Raw genomic sequence first — 15,248 nt, 5'->3', positions numbered from 1 at the left:
TGTAATTAGAGGACGGCTCTGGGATATGAACCCAGCACTTTAAGAGTATCGGGACCACTTGCCAGTTCGTTCAGTAATTCCATAACGGATGCATCTTCCTGATGCCCCTCAAAGTCGATGTAGAATAAGGAGTAATCATCCAGCCCCTGATGCACCGTCCGGCTTTCCAAACGGGTTAAGCTGATATTACGCTGCCGGAATGCACCCAACACATCATGGAGCACGCCAGGCTGGTCTTTGACCGAAAGCAAAATTGAGGTTTTATCATGGCCACTGGGCTCTACATACTGTTTACCCAAGACCAGATAACGGGTATCAGCCGCCAGGGTTTTATCATCTGTAGGATCAAGCAATAGCTCTACTTCGCCACAGATCCGTAAATCATAGCGACGAAACAAGTCCAGCGTATGACTGACCAAACCTTCGTGGGCACTCTCTATCGGGGTGACAGCATAGTGACAGTGACCTTGCTCTACCGCCTTGAATGCCTGTTCCGGATCGGTCATTGCTACTCCCTTAGCCGAAAGCCCGAAATGCTTACGCACGGCTTGTTCGGTATATCCTCCCTCTGGTCCTGGGTAGGCCACACTCAACGGCTGCTCCAGCGCAAGACACACAGACATAATTTCACGAAACAAGCGGGCCATATCCTGATCTGGCAGCGGCCCAGTATTACGTGCCATAACACGTCGCAATACCTGTGCCTCGCGTTCAGGACGGTAAAACACAGCCGGTAAATTCTGATTAAAGCGCTGCTTTACCTCGGCCACTTGCTGCGCACAAGCCGCGCGTTTATTGATCAACATTTGTAACTGCTGATCTATGGCATCGATCTGATCACGCAGTGTCTTGAGTTCAGCTTCGGCGCTGGCCGATGGAGTCTCCGGAACCTGCTCAGCCATGCTGCGTCTCGAAATCGGACATAAATGTCAGCAACGCATCGACAGCCGCTTCGGGTACGGCGTTATAGATACTGGCACGCATCCCGCCGACAGAACGGTGTCCTTTTAAGTTTAGCAAACCAGCCTCTTCAGCCTGCTGCAGAAACAGCTTATCCAGTGCCGCATCAGCCAGAGTAAAGGGCACATTCATGCCAGAACGGCTATCCATTGCTACCGGGTTGGCGTAGAAATCGCTGCGATCTATGGCGGCGTATAGCTTAGCGGCTTTACGCTGGTTAACCTCAGCCATTGCCGTAACCCCTCCCTGGCGTTTCAGCCAATCAAACACCAGCCCTGATAGATACCAGGCAAAAGTTGGAGGTGTGTTGTGCATCGACTCACCCTCAGCATGCACTTTGTAATCATACATGGTGGGAGTTCCTGCCAGGGTCTGCCCCAACAGGTCTTCACGCACAATCACCACAGTCAAACCGGCTGGGCCGATATTTTTCTGTGCTCCGGCGTAGATCACCCCAAAACGGCTGACATCCAAGGGACCTGCAAGAATATCCGATGACATATCGACGATCAGGGGCACAGAGCCACTATCGGGTATGTAATTGAATTCCACACCACCAATGGTTTCATTACTGGTGTAATGGAGGTAAGCCGCATCCGGGCTCAACTGAATTTCGGCTGGGGTGGGTGCACGCCGGAAATGCTCAGCTTCGGTTGTAGCGGCCACATTAACACTACAGTAACGAGACGCTTCAGCAATAGCTTTCGTCGACCAGATACCGGTGTTTATGTAATCAGCAGTCTGTTTGCCGCGCAACAGGTTCATCGGCAGCATAGCAAACTGACTGCTCGCCCCACCCTGCAAAAACAACACCTTGTAATGATCCGGAATCGACATCAGCTCACGCAGATCCTGCTCAGCCTGGTGTGCAACCGAAACAAATTCATCACTACGGTGACTCATCTCCATGATCGACAGGCCCTTTCCTTGCCAATCACATAAATCCCGCTGCGCCTGTTGTAACACTTCATCTGGCAAGGCGGCTGGCCCTGCACTGAAATTAAATTTACGTGTCATTACGTCTATCAGTCCAGTTGCTCAGGTGGGAGACGCTCTCCCACCCAGTTGATGGTGCTTAGTTTGATGTACTTATTCGTCTGCGCCTGTGTCAGCGTCGGAAGAATCATCCTGAGGTTGCTCCAGCGCATCAGCGCTCAATTCAACATCATCATCCTCCGGCTCTTCTATACGTGCCAGACCTACCAGTTTTTCATCTTCACTCAGGCGAATCAGCATAACTCCCTGGGTATTACGACCCAAGACAGAGATTTCTTCTGTGCGTGTGCGAACCAGCGTACCGCGGTTACTGATGAGCATCACACCATCACCGTTGAAGACCTGAACAGCACCCGCGAGGGATCCATTACGATCCGTACACTGCATAGCGATAACCCCTTGACCGCCACGACCTCTGAGTGGGAAATCTTCCACAGCTGTTTGCTTACCAAAGCCTTTTTCAGATGCAGTAAGCACCTTGCCACCCGGCTGTGGAATCATCAGGGAGATAACGCTGGCCTCTTCCGGCATTCTGACGCCGCGCACACCCCGAGCCGTACGACCCATGGAGCGAACATCCTGTTCATTAAAGCGCACCGCTTTTCCGGCACTGGTCACCAGCATCACATCATCATTACCATTGGTAATGGCGGCACCTATCAAATGATCACCTTCGACGATATCCAGTGCAATCAAACCTGTACTACGAGGTCTGGCAAAGCTCTGCAATGGTGTTTTCTTCACGGTGCCCTGAGCAGTCGCCATGAAAACGAAGCGATTTTCGTCAAACTCTTTGACCGGCAGAATCGTATTGATCCGCTCACCTTCTTCCAACGGCAGTATATTCACCAATGGTCGACCTCGGGAAGCACGACTGGCCGGTGGAATTTCATAAACTTTCAACCAGTAAACCTTGCCACGACTGGTGAAACACAACACGGTGTCATGGGTATTGGCAATCAGCAGATGTTCGATAAAGTCTTCATCTTTCATTGCTGTAGACGACTTACCCTTACCACCACGCTTCTGTGCCTGATACGCATCCAGCGGTTGTGTCTTGGCATAACCGCTGTGCGAAATCGTCAGCACCATGTCTTCTTCAGTGATCAGATCAGCAACGGTAAGATCTTGTTGCGAAGACATGATTTCCGTACGGCGCGGATCAGCGTATTCATCAACAACAGCCGCCAGTTCTTCACGGATCACTTCCATCAAGCGCTCACGTGACGACAGGATATATAAGAGCTCGGCAATTTTTTCGACCAGATTGCGGTACTCGCCAATCAGCTTTTCATGCTCCAGCCCGGTCAGACGATGCAAGCGCAAATCCAGAATAGCCTGCGCCTGAACCGGTGACAGGTAATAATGACCATCGCGCAGACCGAACTGAGGCTCAAGGTCTTCGGGACGGCAAGCATCTTCACCAGCACGCTCGAGCATTTCTACTACATCACCTGGCTGCCAGGGCTGAGCGATCAGACGATCACGCGCATCCGCCGGAGTCGGAGATTCTTTAATCAGCTGAATAACCGGGTCAATATTGGCCAGTGCAATCGCCAGACCTTCCAGGACATGGCCTCGCTCACGCGCTTTACGCAACTCATACACAGTTCGGCGTGTAACCACCTCACGGCGATGCAGGATGAAGCACTCCAGCATGGTTTTCAGATCGAGCGTACGCGGCTGCCCATCTACCAGTGACACCATGTTGATACCAAACACGCTTTGCAGCTGCGTTTGAATAAACAGGTTATTGATAATAACTTCAGGGACTTCACCACGGCGCAACTCGATGACAATACGCATACCGTCTTTATCGGATTCGTCACGCAGCTCGCTGATGCCTTCCAGCTTCTTCTCTTTAACCAGATCAGCAATTTTTTCAATGGTGCGGGCTTTATTAAGCTGATAAGGAATTTCGGTAATCACCAGCATCGGCCGGCCATTACGCGGGTTATCCTCAACATGATGGCGCGCACGAACATAGATACGCCCACGCCCGGTCCGATAGGCCTGCAAAATACCCGCACGACCATTAATAATCGCACCTGTGGGGAAATCCGGGCCTGGAATGAACTCCATCAACTCATCAACCGTGAGTTCCGGGTCATCAATCAACGCCAGACACCCTTTGACCACTTCACTGAGGTTATGCGGTGGAATGTTGGTTGCCATGCCCACGGCAATCCCTGAGGAGCCATTGACCAACAAGTTCGGCACACGGGTCGGCAACACAGCAGGAATACGTTCAGTGCCGTCATAGTTATCAACGAAATCGACCGTTTCTTTATCCAGGTCAGCCAGCAGATCATGTGCGATCTTGGCCATACGGATTTCGGTGTAACGCATGGCAGCCGCGCTGTCGCCATCCACGGAACCAAAGTTACCCTGGCCATCAACCAGTGGCGCCCGCATGGAAAAGCTCTGTGCCATCCTGACGATGGTATCGTAAACAGCGCTATCACCATGTGGATGGTATTTACCGATGACGTCACCGACAACACGTGCCGATTTCTTGTATGGTTTGTTCCAGTCATTTCCAAGCTCGTGCATGGCAAACAGAACCCGGCGATGCACCGGTTTCAGACCATCACGTACATCAGGTAATGCTCGACCTACAATGACGCTCATGGCGTAGTCGAGATAGGACTGTTTAAGCTCATCCTCAATATTGACTGGCAGGACTTCTTTGGCTAGATCACCCATTCGCTCAGCGTTCCTTGATTCGGTATGCTTACACGCCGTTGATACGGCAGTTTATTAACGGGCTATTATACCATAAACACACGCTGACTCACCTCTGCTATGAGTGTTAGAATCAACTTGAACTGACCAATTGGAAATTAATTGACCATGAGCAACCCGCGCGCACTGAACCTTGACCCTGCCGAGATTGCAAAATTTGAAGAACTGGCCAGTCGCTGGTGGGACAAAAACAGTGAATTCAAGCCACTGCACGACATTAACCCGCTTAGAGTCGGCTTTATTGACCGCATTGCCGGACTGGCTGGCAAGCGTGTCATTGATATCGGCTGTGGCGGTGGCATCCTATCAGAAGCCATGGCAAGACGCGGCGCCGAGGTAACCGGCATCGACATGGGCGAAGCCCCACTGAAAGTGGCTAAGCTGCATGGACTGGAAAGTGGCGTAAAAGTTGATTACCAACGCATTACCGCCGAAGAGATGGCCATCACCCACCCGCAAGCCTTTGATGTCGTGACCTGCATGGAAATGATCGAGCATGTACCCGATCCGGCTTCAGTGATCAATGCCTGTGCCAGCCTGGTAAAGCCTGGTGGACAAGTATTTTTATCCACGCTCAACCGCAATCCGAAAAGCTACCTGTTTGCGATCCTCGGCGCTGAGCGCTTACTCAGACTAGTCCCCGCAGGCACGCACGATTTCAATAAATTTGTCCGACCTGCCGAGCTGGCTGGCTGGGTGCGTGAAAATGGATTGCATATTACTGAAATGACCGGCCTGACCTACAACCCGCTGACCCGCCAGTATCGCCTTGATCCAAATGATGTGGATGTAAACTATATGCTCGCCACTCAAAAGGCCGCGCTGACATGACACCAATTCAAGCCGTACTGTTTGACCTTGATGGCACGCTGGTTGACACCGCACCGGACTTTCTGCGCATCTGCAACCAGCTGCTTGAAGCCGAAGGTCGTCCAGCCGTTGACTATGCCCAGTTGCGCTTATCTGTATCCAACGGTGGTCGCGCTGTCATTAAGGGTGCATTTGGCATTCAGGATGATCACCCAGACTTTGAGCGACTGCTTGAGCAGATGCTGTCGCTTTACGAAGCCTCACCCGCACAAGATAGCCGACTGTTTGCCGGTTTCGATGAAATGCTTACCTGGCTGGAGGAAATCAATATCCCCTGGGGCATTGTCACCAACAAGCCCGCCCGCTTCACCCACAAACTGATACAACAACTGGCATTAGATAAACGTTGCGCCGTCACTATCTGTCCTGATGACGTCAGCCGCAGCAAACCCGATCCAGAGGGGCTGCTACTGGCCTGCAAACGCATTGACCGCCCACCAACCAACACCCTCTATATCGGCGATCACCAACGCGACATTCAGGCCGGTCAGGCAGCTGGTATGCGCACTCTGGCTGCCGCCTTCGGCTATCTGAGCCCAAAAGACCAACCGGAACTCTGGCGTAGCGATTTCTGCATCCAGGAATCAACACAACTGCTGCCTCTGCTAAAATCACTTATACAACCGTATTAACAGTACTACAGGCTTAAATAGGAGCACCAAGATTATGTTTGCATACAACGCGCCGACTGATCTGCTTAAAGACAGGATCCTTCTCGTTACTGGCGCTGGTGAGGGTATAGGACGCGAAGCAGCCAAACACTATGCCGCTCATGGCGCCACAGTGATTTTGTTAGGTAGAACCCAGGAAAAGCTAGACGCTGTTTATGATGAGATAGAAGCTGCCGGTTACCCTCAGGCCGCCATTGTACCAATGAACCTGGAGGTGGCGACCGAGCATGACTATATCGAGCTCTGCAACACACTGCATCAAGAGTTTGGACGCCTGGACGGCATCCTCCATAATGCGGGCATCCTGGGTGTAAGAACCCCGATTGAAAATTATGACCCAGTCATCTGGCATCAAGTCATGCAGGTCAATCTCAACGCCCCCTTTATGCTGACCCAAACACTCATGCCCTTATTGCAGGCATCGGAAGATGCATCAATCATCTTCACCTCATCAAGTGTAGGGCGCAAAGGAAAAGCTTACTGGGGAGCTTATGCCGTATCTAAATTTGGCACAGAGGGATTGATGCAAGTACTGGCTGATGAGCTGGAAAATACGCCCAACATCCGCGTCAATGCGATCAATCCCGGCGGCACACGCACCAATATGCGTGCCTACGCCTACCCGGGAGAAAATCCGGATACCCTGCCAACACCAGCGGACATTATGCCAGTGTATTTATACCTGATGGGGCCGGACAGTAAAGACACCCAAGGCCAATCAATCGACGCACAAGCCTAAACGGGTGCGCAGTGCTGGCTGTTAGCGAGCATTGCGCTTGCCAACTGTGCGTCCACGAGGCTTTGCTTTTACTGACCTAACATCACCCTTTCCAGCTACGGCGTGCTGACGCACTCGCTGTTTGCGAAAACGTCGCTCATCAGCATCCAACTGCGCTGGCGTGCGGTCAAACGGGGTTTTATCCGCTTCAAGACCCACTTCAGCCGCCAGCATATTACTCTCTTTACGACCCAGCTCACGCCAAGTGCCTACTTTGACATCACTCGGTAGAAATACCGGCCCAAAGCGCACCCGCTTCAGACGATTAACCTGGATACCCTGAGACTCCCATAGACGGCGAACCTCACGATTACGCCCTTCCATAAGCACACAGTGGTACCATTTATTAGCGCCCTCACCATCAAAGAAACGCACGTCGGTAAAACGCGCCATACCATCCTCAAGCAACACACCTTTGGTCAGTTGCTCCAGCATAGTCTCAGTGATCTCACCCAATACGCGTACCGCATACTCACGATCTATCTCCGCCGAAGGGTGCATTAACCTATTGGCTAACTCTCCATCGGTAGTAAAGATCAGTAAGCCAGTGGTATTAATATCCAACCGCCCGACTACTATCCAGCGCCCTTGTTTCAGCGGTGGCAGATTATCAAAAACGGTCGGCCGCCCTTCTGGATCATGGCGAGTGCACACCTCATCCAAAGGCTTATTATAGATAACAACGCGCCTGGGCGACTCTGATGCGAAAATCAACTTTGCAGCACGACCATCAACCATGACCTGATCACTTTCACCAACCCTGTCTCCAAGGGTGGCCAGCCTGCCATTGATTGATACTCGACCTGCTTCGATCCAACGCTCCATCTCACGACGTGAGCCAACTCCAGAGCGCGCCAATACTTTTTGAAGTTTTTCACTTTCCATTGACGCTACCCTGATAACCTATCAATAAAACCATTAAATCAATCTACACTCGGCAACTGATCTTTGCTGATACCACGTTGCTGCATATATTCAGCAAACACCACCGGCGTTCTACCACGGCCGGACCACTCATGACGCTCACCTTCTGCATCAACAATATAATACTTTGCCTTTACAGTTTTTTTCGGTGCCACTTCAGCCAATTCAGACAAGTCTGAAATATCCAGGCCCGCTTCTTTCATTGCCAGACGAATCTGTTCGATTTTTTCAATGCGTTTATTTTCTTCTGCTGCTTTGATAGTTTCTTCTTCTTTGCGTTCAGCAAGAATATCAGTCAAATCAGACAGCACTTTTTCCACATCACCAACAGACAACTCCTGACACTGCTTTCTTAAGGAGTTTTTACGCATTAGTATTTTGATAAAATCAGACATTCCATTAATTCCCATCTTGTTTATTGACTTGCCCATTATCTTCAGAAATACAACATTTGCAATATCAGACCAATAAAAACTTTTTATATAAAAGAATTTATATTACCCGCACCTTCTCGTGCTATTTCAGGCTCATCTCCAGTGAGATTAATAACACTGGTTGCCTCCATTCCACAAAAACCACCATCTATCACTAAATCAACATGATGCTGCAGGGTATCTCGAATATCATACGGATCAGTCAAGGGCACCGTCTCATCGGGCATAATCAGAGACGTGCTCATAATAGGCTCACCCAGCTCAGCCAATAACGCAGCGACGATAGGGTTATCCGGAACACGAATACCAATGGTGCGGCGCTTCGGATGCAACAAACGCCTTGGCACTTCACTGGTCGCATTGAGTATAAATGTATAGGCACCAGGTGTATGTGCTTTTAATAACCGATACACTGAATTATCCACCTTAGCATAGGTGGAGATAACCGACAGATCACCACAGACAAGCGTGAAATTATGCTTATCATCTAAACGGCGTATTTGACGAATACGATCAACGGCTTTTTTATTTTCGAGACAACAACCCAACGCATAAGCACAATCAGTTGGATAAACAATAACCCCACCCTCTCTCAGTATTTCAACGGCCTGAGTAATCAGGCGTTTCTGAGGGTTTTCAGGATGAATCTGAAAGAACTGGCTCACTACTACCTCCATCGCCGGCTAGCTCAAACCGACTTCCACATTAAAATTCACAACCAACTTATTTAACAAATGCCTGTCATCGACATCAATAACTGGAAAACGGCCCGGTGCTGTCCAACCAAATTCCGGCGAATGAAAATCGCTGCCTGCAGACACCAGAAGCTCATATTGCTTAACCACTTTTAGCAACTCCCGAGCCTGATCAGGATTCATACCTGGATAACTGACTTCAACCGCATCACACTGCCAACCTTGTAACTCACCGAATAATAATCTTAGCCGGGTAAATGTCATATTATATTTGGTCGGGTGTGCCAGCACGGCATAACCACCGGCATGGTGAATAATGTTAATGACATGCTCAGGATCCGGCCACTCCGCTTTTACATCCCCAACCTTGCCCTGCCCCAGATAGACATCAAACGCGGCTTTAGCTGAGGCAACATAACCACCTTGAATAAGCGCCTTGGCAAAGTGGGGTCGGCAAATACTGGCATCTCCAGCAATAGTTCGCGCTTGATCCAGTATATCGGCTGAAATACCTTTTTTTATCAAACGCTCTGCAATTTTCTCCGCGCGTTTATCACGCACGGCAACCAACTCAAGCATATAAGCCTGCAAATCCGGGTCTTGCTCATCCAGATTCAAGCCCAATATATGCAATACCTGCCTACGCCACAGACAGGTAAACTCTGCTCCTGGAATAAAATGCACACCCCGATCCGCCGCAATTCGACTCGCTTCAGCAATTCCGCCAAGCGTATCGTGATCAGTTAGCGCCATAATTTGTATGCCTTTATCTACACACAAGTCCACCAGCGCACCTGGAGCCAACACACCATCGGATGCATTACTGTGCATGTGCAGATCATATAACAACATGTATCTCCGGATTCAGGGTATGGATAAGTCAGAGCATCAATACAGACAAAACCCAATAGCAGACGCCATATCAGGCTAAAAATAACGCAGATTCTGAAACTCCATTATAGTGGTATAATATTAAAAACGCCCGTCCTATATAGGGCATTACAGATAGAATCAGTAAAAACACCGGAGACAAATCATGTTCTATGCCATTATTGCCGAAGATAATGAAGGCAGCTTGGAAAAACGGCTTGCAACTCGCCCTGCACACATTGAACGTCTGAAGCAACTCAGCGCAGAGGGACGTATACTTATTGCGGGACCGCATCCGGCGATTGACAGCGAAGATCCAGGCGAAGCTGGCTTTAGCGGTAGCCTGATTGTGGCCGAATTCCCCTCATTAATCGATGCACAGTCATGGGCGGACCAAGATCCATACGTTGCAGCGGGTGTATACAAAAGAATTAGTGTCAAACCCTTCAAGAAGGTGTTGCCCTGACCTCAGTAGTTTCTGCTATACTCCTCTGTGTAGAACTTAACCGAAAAAAGCGACACTTATCTATGAAGTGCGTTTATCTTGGGTTAAGCTTTAGTATGCTTAAATTAAGCTGAGAAATTAACTAAAAGACCTACATCCAACCTGGCACAAGGAAATGATGATGAAGAAAATTGCTATAGCTGCCGGCCTGGCCATGACTCTCGGCTTCTCTGCCGCACAGGCTCAGGTTTCAGGCTACGCCGCAAATTCAAGCGATACTGTATGGCGCACCAGCTTTGGTGAATGCTGGCAGACAAGTTCTTGGAGCGTTGATAAAGCGGTTCCAGGTTGCGCTGGCTATGTTGCTCAGGCTGATGCTGCTCCAGCACCTGCTCCAGCACCTGCAGCTGAAACTGCTGATCTTGAGCGCAAATTTGCACTCTACTTCGACTTTGACAAAACTAATGTTGGCGACATCTCTACCATTGTTAACCATATCGGTTCATTGGCTAGCGTTGAAAGCATCGAACTGGTAGGTCACGCTGACCGCATCGGTAACATGACTTACAATGACGGTCTGTCACAGCGTCGTGCTGATGCCGTAGCCGCTGCATTGGCAAATGCTGGTGTTAACCGCAACCTGATGAGCACTAGCTCTATGGGTAGCCGTTCACCTGTTGCTAACTGTTCTGGTCGTGGTGCCGAGCTGATTGCTTGCCTGCGTCCTGACCGTCGTGTAGACGTTGAAATCAAAGGTACTCGTCGCGCTCAGTAATAACTGACCGATAAGAGACAAAAAAACCAACCTTCGGGTTGGTTTTTTTTCGCCTTAAATTCGTTAAGCGGCTACCCATCTGAATAGATAGGTAGCCGCTTAGCTGCTTATTTCAGCCAAGCACGCGCATTTCTGAACATACGCATCCAACTGGCATCTTCATTCCAGTCTTCTGGACCCCATGAATGCTGAACCGTTCGGAACATCCGCTCCGGGTGTGGCATCATAATAGTTACGCGACCATCCGGTGTCGTAATACCAGCAATCCCGGCTGGTGAGCCATTGGGGTTAGCTGGATAGCGCTCAGTTACCTTGCCGTAGTTATCCACATACCGCATGGCGATATCCGAGGATTGCTGCAAGCGCTGCAGCTGATCCGCATCACTGAACTCAGCACGCCCTTCTCCATGTGCGATTGCAATTGGCATACGCGATCCAGCCATCCCCTGCAGGAAGATTGAAGGCGTCTGTTGGACTTCTACCATAGCCTGACGCGCTTCAAACTGCTCAGAACTATTACGTACAAAGTGCGGCCAGCGCTCAGCACCGGGAATCAACTCATGCAGATTAGACATCATCTGACAGCCATTACACACACCCAATGCAAAACTGCTTTGACGGGCAAAGAAGGCGGCAAATTCATCGCGAGCACGGCTGTTAAACAACACAGACTTCGCCCAACCCTCACCAGCGCCCAGTACGTCACCGTACGAGAAGCCACCACAAGCCACCAATCCCTGGAAAACATCCAGAGAAACGCGACCAGAGAGAATATCGCTCATATGTACATCCACGGCGGTAAATCCGGCACGATCAAAAGCAGCGGCCATTTCAACCTGGCCATTCACTCCCTGCTCGCGCAAAATAGCCACCTGCGGCCGCTGCCCTGAAGCTATATAGGGTGCCGCAACATCTTCGTTTACATCATAACTCAGAGCCACATGCAGACCTGGATCATTTCGATCCTGAATCTGCTCAAACTCCTGCTGAGCGCACTCAGGGTTATCACGCATCGACTGCAACTGATAAGACGTTTCAGCCCAATAGCTTTGCAATAAAGAACGGCCTTCGCTGAAGATTTCTTCTTCATCAAAGTAAAAATTAACCGAATCATCTTCATTGATCGTCCCGATAACACTGACCAGATCACCCAGACCGGCGGCATTCAGCTCCGTTAGCACCTCAGCGGTGTGTTCACGGCGCACCTGAATCACAGCACCTAACTCTTCAGCAAAGAGTGCCGCTGCAATCTCACTCTGATCGGCTGCCAGCATATCCAGATTGATATCAATACCACAGTGACCGGCAAAAGCCATTTCTGCCAGGGTGACGAACAAACCGCCATCAGAGCGGTCATGATAGGACAGCAGCCTACCCTGGGCATTAAGCTCTTGAATCGAAGCAAAGAAAGCACGCATCAATCCGGGATCATCCAGATCCGGAACCTGCTGCCCGACCTGATTATAGACCTGTGCCAAGGCTGACAGACCGAGTCGATTCTGACCCGCACCCAGATCGATCAACAGCAGATCGGTTTCACCCTGATCTGTACGTAGCTGCGGTGTCAGAGTCTGACGCACATCCACCACCGGTGCAAAACCTGATACGATCAGAGACATGGGAGCGGTGACGCTCTTCGACTGATCATCCTCTGTCCATACCGTGCGCATCGACATGGAATCCTTGCCTACCGGAATGGTAATACCCAGTTCAGGACACAACTCCATACCCACAGCCTTTACCGTGTCATAAAGCTTTTCATCTTCTCCCGGGTGACCGGCGGCACACATCCAGTTGGCTGAGAGCTTAACATCACGAATATCGGCAATCCGCGCCGCTGCCAGGTTAGTCAGGGTTTCACCAACAGCAATGCGCCCAGAGGCTGGCGAATCAATCAATGCCAGGGGAGTACGCTCCCCCATGGCCATGGCTTCACCGGCATAGGTATCAAAGGAGGCAGCGGTAACGGCACAGTCAGCCACCGGTACCTGCCAGGGGCCGACCATCTGATCGCGTGCCACCAGCCCGGTAATCGTCCGATCACCGATAGTGATCAAGAAGGATTTGGAGGCTACGGCTGGCAGTTTGAGCACTCGCTCAACCGCTTCTTCCAGATCAATATTACTGGCATCAAACTCTGGCAGATCATAGTTAATACGGGTAACGCTACGATGCATTTTCGGTGGTTTGCCAAACAATACTGACATCGGCAAATCAACCGGTTTAGATTCAAAATGGGTGTCATTTAAGGTTAGGTGATACTCATCTGTTGCCTCACCCACCACCGCGTAAGGACAGCGTTCACGCTCACAAATGGCTTCAAAACGTGGCATATCCTCTGGACTGACCGCCAGCACATAACGTTCCTGCGCTTCATTACACCAGATTTCCAGTGGTGACAGACCGGGTTCATCATTATTGATGTTACGCAGTTCAAAATGACCGCCGCAACCGCCATCTTTAACCAGCTCAGGGAAAGCATTGGATAAACCACCCGCACCAACATCATGGATAAACGCGATCGGGTTTCTATCCCCCAACTGCCAGCAGCGGTCAATTACCTCCTGACAGCGACGTTCCAGTTCAGGATTTTCGCGCTGTACCGAAGCAAAATCCAGATCAGCTGCTGAGCTGCCCGATGTCATCGAGGAAGCGGCACCACCACCCAGGCCGATCAACATGGCCGGACCACCTAGACAAATCAGCTTAGCCCCTACCGGAATCTCGCCCTTTTCAACGTGATCTTCACGAATATTGCCTAAACCACCGGCAATCATGATCGGCTTGTGATAGCCGCGTACTTCGTCACCTGCCGCACCGGGTACTTGCTGCTCGAAGGTGCGGAAATAGCCAGTCAGGTTTGGTCGTCCAAATTCATTATTGAACGCCGCACCGCCAATCGGACCTTCCAGCATAATATCCAACGCGGTCACGATGCGCTCAGGCTTACCATAATCCGACTCCCAAGGCTGTTCAAAACCAGGGATATTCAAATCGGATACCGTAAAACCGTTCAAACCGGCTTTCGGCTTGGCGCCTTTACCTGTAGCACCTTCGTCACGAATCTCTCCACCCGAGCCTGTTGCCGCACCTGGATGCGGAGCGATAGCCGTCGGGTGGTTGTGTGTTTCAACCTTCATCAGGATATGAATCGGTTCCTGATGATAGCCATAAACGGCTGAATCTGGGTCTGGATAAAACCGCCCGGCAACCGAACCGCTAATGACCGCGGCATTATCTTTATAGGCCGAGAGGACATTCTCGCCACCCACTTCATTGGTATTACGGATCATCGCAAACAGGGATTTATCCTGTGCTTCACCATCAATATCCCAGCTGGCATTAAAAATTTTGTGACGGCAATGCTCCGAGTTCGCCTGGGCAAACATCATCAGTTCCACATCGGTCGGATTACGTTTCAACTCGGTGAAGCTGTGCAACAGATAATCAATTTCATCGTCTGCCAGAGCCAACCCTAATGTAATATTGGCGTTTTCAAGCGCTGCCCGACCTTCTGTTAACAAATCAACCAAGGCAAGCGGGCGAGGTGTTTCATGCCGAAACAGGCTGGCAGCCGCCTCCAGGGTGTCAACGACTGACTGCGTCATACGATCATGCAACTGGGCCTGAATAAGGCGGCGCTCGTCATCGCTCAGTGCAGTAGGGCTATGAATATAGTAGGCTAACCCTCGTTCCAGTCGATTTATTTGCGCTAGACCACAGTTATGTGCGATATCTGTAGCCTTGCTGGACCAGGGTGAAATTGTCCCGGGTCGGGGAATGACCAGAAACAGCTCGCCCTCAGGATTTTCAGCCGTTCCTGTGGGGCCATAACTCAGAATTCGGTCGAGCACATCTTGCTCCTCGCCCTTCAGCGGAGCCGGTGTATCGGCAAAATGAATGAACTCAGCATACAGACCGGTTACGGAACCGGTTTGAGACTGAATGAGTGATAGTAACTTATCACGACGGAAAGCCGAGAGAGCGGGTGCTCCACGCAGAACGAGCATGTCGATTTCGAGCCTCTTTTGGTACCTGTAACGCCAGGCATTAACAGCGGGAAATTAAGTGTATAGTTTACCCGA

At 50.5% G+C, this 15,248-nt stretch carries 13 protein-coding genes; 5 read left to right on the top strand and 8 right to left on the bottom strand.

Features of this window, described 5'->3' with window-relative positions; genetic code table 11:
* Positions 1-5: 5 nt before the first annotated feature.
* From pheA to gyrA, 3 genes are all read right to left on the bottom strand, one after another.
* On the bottom strand, positions 6-902 hold the full coding sequence (gene pheA / locus ACN0R1_RS02685) for a chorismate mutase (protein ID WP_417579667.1): 897 nt from the start codon (positions 900-902) through the stop codon (positions 6-8).
* Positions 895-1,977, bottom strand: coding sequence for a 3-phosphoserine/phosphohydroxythreonine transaminase (serC, locus tag ACN0R1_RS02680; protein ID WP_417579665.1), 1,083 nt, complete (start codon positions 1,975-1,977; stop codon positions 895-897). Before serC ends, pheA begins: the two co-directional genes overlap by 8 nt.
* A 72-nt stretch (positions 1,978-2,049) precedes the next feature.
* Positions 2,050-4,662, bottom strand: a complete 2,613-nt coding sequence (gene gyrA / locus ACN0R1_RS02675; protein WP_417579663.1) for a DNA gyrase subunit A — start codon at positions 4,660-4,662, stop codon at positions 2,050-2,052.
* Between the two features lie 147 nt (positions 4,663-4,809).
* On the opposite strand from gyrA, the gene ubiG reads away from it, so the two are divergent.
* From ubiG to ACN0R1_RS02660, 3 genes are read left to right on the top strand one after another with little or no spacing between them, the layout of a single operon-like run.
* A complete protein-coding gene (gene ubiG, locus ACN0R1_RS02670; protein ID WP_417579661.1) occupies positions 4,810-5,532 on the top strand; it encodes a bifunctional 2-polyprenyl-6-hydroxyphenol methylase/3-demethylubiquinol 3-O-methyltransferase UbiG in 723 nt (240 codons plus the stop codon).
* On the top strand, positions 5,529-6,203 hold the full coding sequence (locus ACN0R1_RS02665; RefSeq protein ID WP_417579659.1) for an HAD family hydrolase: 675 nt from the start codon (positions 5,529-5,531) through the stop codon (positions 6,201-6,203). The genes ubiG and ACN0R1_RS02665 overlap by 4 nt, the downstream gene beginning before the upstream one ends.
* Positions 6,204-6,237: 34 nt before the next feature.
* Entirely contained in the window at positions 6,238-6,981 is a 744-nt protein-coding gene (locus ACN0R1_RS02660) for a YciK family oxidoreductase (RefSeq protein ID WP_417579657.1), read from the top strand.
* A gap of 21 nt (positions 6,982-7,002) precedes the next feature.
* On the opposite strand, the gene rluB is transcribed toward ACN0R1_RS02660, so the two are convergent.
* The 4 genes from rluB to ACN0R1_RS02640 form a co-directional block, all read right to left on the bottom strand.
* Positions 7,003-7,905 carry a 23S rRNA pseudouridine(2605) synthase RluB gene (rluB, locus tag ACN0R1_RS02655; protein ID WP_417579655.1) on the bottom strand — a complete coding sequence of 301 codons (903 nt, stop codon included), beginning with the start codon at positions 7,903-7,905 and terminating at the stop codon, positions 7,003-7,005.
* A gap of 38 nt (positions 7,906-7,943) precedes the next feature.
* Positions 7,944-8,339, bottom strand: a complete 396-nt coding sequence (locus ACN0R1_RS02650; RefSeq protein WP_417579653.1) for an H-NS family nucleoid-associated regulatory protein — start codon at positions 8,337-8,339, stop codon at positions 7,944-7,946.
* 83 nt (positions 8,340-8,422) lie between these two features.
* Entirely contained in the window at positions 8,423-9,043 is a 621-nt protein-coding gene (locus ACN0R1_RS02645) for an L-threonylcarbamoyladenylate synthase (RefSeq protein ID WP_417579650.1), read from the bottom strand.
* 18 nt (positions 9,044-9,061) lie between these two features.
* Positions 9,062-9,925, bottom strand: coding sequence for a PHP domain-containing protein (locus tag ACN0R1_RS02640; protein ID WP_417579647.1), 864 nt, complete (start codon positions 9,923-9,925; stop codon positions 9,062-9,064).
* Positions 9,926-10,109: 184 nt separating this feature from the next.
* Between ACN0R1_RS02640 and ACN0R1_RS02635 the strand changes: the two genes are divergently transcribed.
* Together ACN0R1_RS02635 and ACN0R1_RS02630 are read left to right on the top strand one after the other, a co-directional pair.
* Positions 10,110-10,409 carry a YciI family protein gene (locus ACN0R1_RS02635; protein ID WP_417579644.1) on the top strand — a complete coding sequence of 100 codons (300 nt, stop codon included), beginning with the start codon at positions 10,110-10,112 and terminating at the stop codon, positions 10,407-10,409.
* Between the two features lie 160 nt (positions 10,410-10,569).
* Positions 10,570-11,163, top strand: coding sequence for an OmpA family protein (locus ACN0R1_RS02630; RefSeq protein WP_417579642.1), 594 nt, complete (start codon positions 10,570-10,572; stop codon positions 11,161-11,163).
* Positions 11,164-11,270: 107 nt separating this feature from the next.
* On the opposite strand, the gene purL is transcribed toward ACN0R1_RS02630, so the two are convergent.
* Entirely contained in the window at positions 11,271-15,173 is a 3,903-nt protein-coding gene (gene purL, locus ACN0R1_RS02625) for a phosphoribosylformylglycinamidine synthase (protein WP_417579641.1), read from the bottom strand.
* Positions 15,174-15,248: the final 75 nt, after the last annotated feature.

This window comes from Nitrincola sp. (genome assembly GCF_048264025.1).
In the GTDB taxonomy this organism is placed as follows: Bacteria; Pseudomonadota; Gammaproteobacteria; order Pseudomonadales; family Balneatricaceae; genus Nitrincola.
This window is presented reverse-complemented; position numbering and strand designations above follow the sequence as displayed.